We start from the raw sequence: 2290 nt of genomic DNA, 5'->3' as shown, positions 1-2290 counted from the left end.
CGTACGAGGAGCCCGAGGCGCCGGACCTGCGGATCGAGTCGCAGCACCAGAGCGTGCCGGAGTCCGCGGCGTCGGTGTACGCCCTGCTCAGCGAAAGGGGACTGGCATGACGACCGTCGCCAAGGTCACTGAGGGCGAAGAGGGCACCCGGAGCCCGTACACCCTCTCGCACCTGGACGCGCTGGAGTCCGAGGCGGTGCACATCTTCCGCGAGGTGGCGGGCGAGTTCGAGAACCCGGTGATCCTGTTCTCCGGCGGCAAGGACTCCATCGTCATGCTGCACCTGGCGCTCAAGGCGTTCGCGCCGGCCGCGGTGCCGTTCGCGCTGCTGCACGTGGACACCGGGCACAACTTCCCGGAGGTCCTCGAGTACCGCGACCGGACCGTGGAGGGGCACGGGCTGCGCCTGCACGTGGCCTCGGTGCAGGACTACATCGACCGCGGGGTCCTCAAGGAGCGCCCGGACGGCACCCGCAACCCGCTGCAGACGCTACCGCTGACCGAGAAGATCCAGGCCGAGAAGTTCGACGCCGTCTTCGGCGGCGGCCGGCGCGACGAGGAGAAGGCGCGGGCCAAGGAGCGGGTGTTCTCGCTGCGCGACGAGTTCTCCCAGTGGGACCCGCGCCGCCAGCGGCCCGAGCTGTGGAACCTCTACAACGGGCGGCACGCCCCCGGCGAGCACGTGCGCGTCTTCCCGTTGTCCAACTGGACCGAGCTGGACGTGTGGCAGTACATCGCCCGCGAGGGCATCGAACTGCCGCGGATCTACTACGCCCACGAGCGCGAGGTGTTCGCCCGCAGCGGCATGTGGCTCACCGCCGGCGAATGGGGCGGCCCGAAGGACGGCGAGAGCGTCGAGCGGCGCCTGGTGCGCTACCGCACGGTCGGTGACATGTCCTGCACCGGGGCCGTCGACTCCGACGCCGACACCATCGAGAAGGTGATCGCCGAGATCGCCGCCTCCCGCCTCACGGAGCGCGGCGCCACCCGCGCCGACGACAAGATGTCCGAGGCCGCGATGGAGGACCGCAAGCGCGAGGGGTACTTCTAGAGATGAGCACGATCACCACCGAGCAGCTCTCGGCCACCACCCTGCTGCGGTTCGCCACCGCCGGCTCCGTCGACGACGGCAAGTCCACCCTGGTGGGCCGGCTGCTGCACGACTCCAAGTCGGTCCTCGCCGACCAGCTGGAGGCGGTCGAGCGCGCCTCGGCGAGCCGCGGCCAGGAGGCCCCGGACCTCGCGCTGCTCACCGACGGCCTGCGCGCCGAGCGCGAGCAGGGCATCACCATCGACGTGGCCTACCGCTACTTCGCCACCCCGCGCCGCCGCTTCATCCTCGCCGACACCCCGGGCCATGTGCAGTACACGCGCAACATGGTCACCGGCGCCTCCACCGCCGAGCTGACGGTGATCCTCGTCGACGCCCGCAACGGCGTGGTCGAGCAGACCCGCCGGCACGCGGCGATCGCCGCCCTGCTGCGCGTGCCGCACGTGGTCCTCGCCGTGAACAAGATGGACCTCGTCGGCTACGAGGAGCCCGTGTTCGCCGCGATCGCCGAGGAGTTCACGGCGTACGCCACCGAGCTGGGCGTCCCCGAGGTCACCGCCGTCCCGATCTCGGCGCTGGCCGGGGACAACGTGGTGGAGCCGAGCGCCAACATGGACTGGTACGGCGGCCCGACCGTCCTGGAGCACCTGGAGACCGTGCCCGTCAGCCACGACCTGGCGCACTGCCACGCGCGGCTGCCCGTGCAGTACGTGATCCGGCCGCGGACCGCCGAGCACCCCGACTACCGGGGCTACGCGGGCCAGATCGCGGCCGGCACCTTCCGCGTCGGCGAGGAGGTCGTGGTGCTGCCCTCGGGCCGCACCACGCGGATCTCCGGCATCGACCTGCTCGGCGAGCCGGTCGACGTGGCGTGGACGACGCAGTCGGTGACGATCCTGCTCGAGGACGACATCGACGTCTCGCGCGGCGACCTGATCGTGCCCGCCAAGGACGCGCCCGCCACCACCCAGGACGTGGAGGCGACCGTCTGCCACGTCGCCGACCAGGCGCTGACCGTGGGCCACCGGGTGCTGCTCAAGCACGGCACCCGCACCGTCAAGGCGATCGTCAAGGACATCCCCTCCCGGCTCACCCTCGACGACCTGTCCCTGCACCCGCACCCGGGCCGGCTCGCCGCCAACGACATCGGCCGGGTGAAGATCCGCACCGCCGAGCCGCTGCCGGTCGACTCCTACGCCGACTCGCGCCGCACCGGCTCGTTCATCCTGATCGACCCCA

The 2290-nt window shown here is 71.5% G+C and carries 2 protein-coding genes and 1 pseudogene; all 3 read left to right on the top strand.

Annotation, left to right across the window (positions count from 1 at the left end; genetic code table 11):
• Positions 1–110, top strand: a pseudogene (locus IE249_RS37210) (adenylyl-sulfate kinase); the annotation flags it as partial.
• Complete coding sequence (cysD, locus tag IE249_RS14290) at positions 107–1051, top strand: sulfate adenylyltransferase subunit CysD (RefSeq protein ID WP_189705182.1); 945 nt, start codon at positions 107–109, stop codon at positions 1049–1051. The pseudogene IE249_RS37210 and the gene cysD, both read left to right, overlap by 4 nt.
• A 2-nt stretch (positions 1052–1053) precedes the next feature.
• A partial coding sequence (locus IE249_RS14285) for a sulfate adenylyltransferase subunit 1 (RefSeq protein ID WP_229858429.1) occupies positions 1054–2290 on the top strand: 1237 nt, incomplete at its 3' end.

Origin of the sequence: Streptomyces anandii JCM 4720 (assembly GCF_014650655.1) — a bacterium.
Classification (GTDB): domain Bacteria; phylum Actinomycetota; class Actinomycetes; order Streptomycetales; family Streptomycetaceae; genus Streptomyces; species Streptomyces anandii.
Note: the sequence above shows the minus strand (reverse complement) of the source record. Positions and strands in the feature narration are given on the sequence as shown.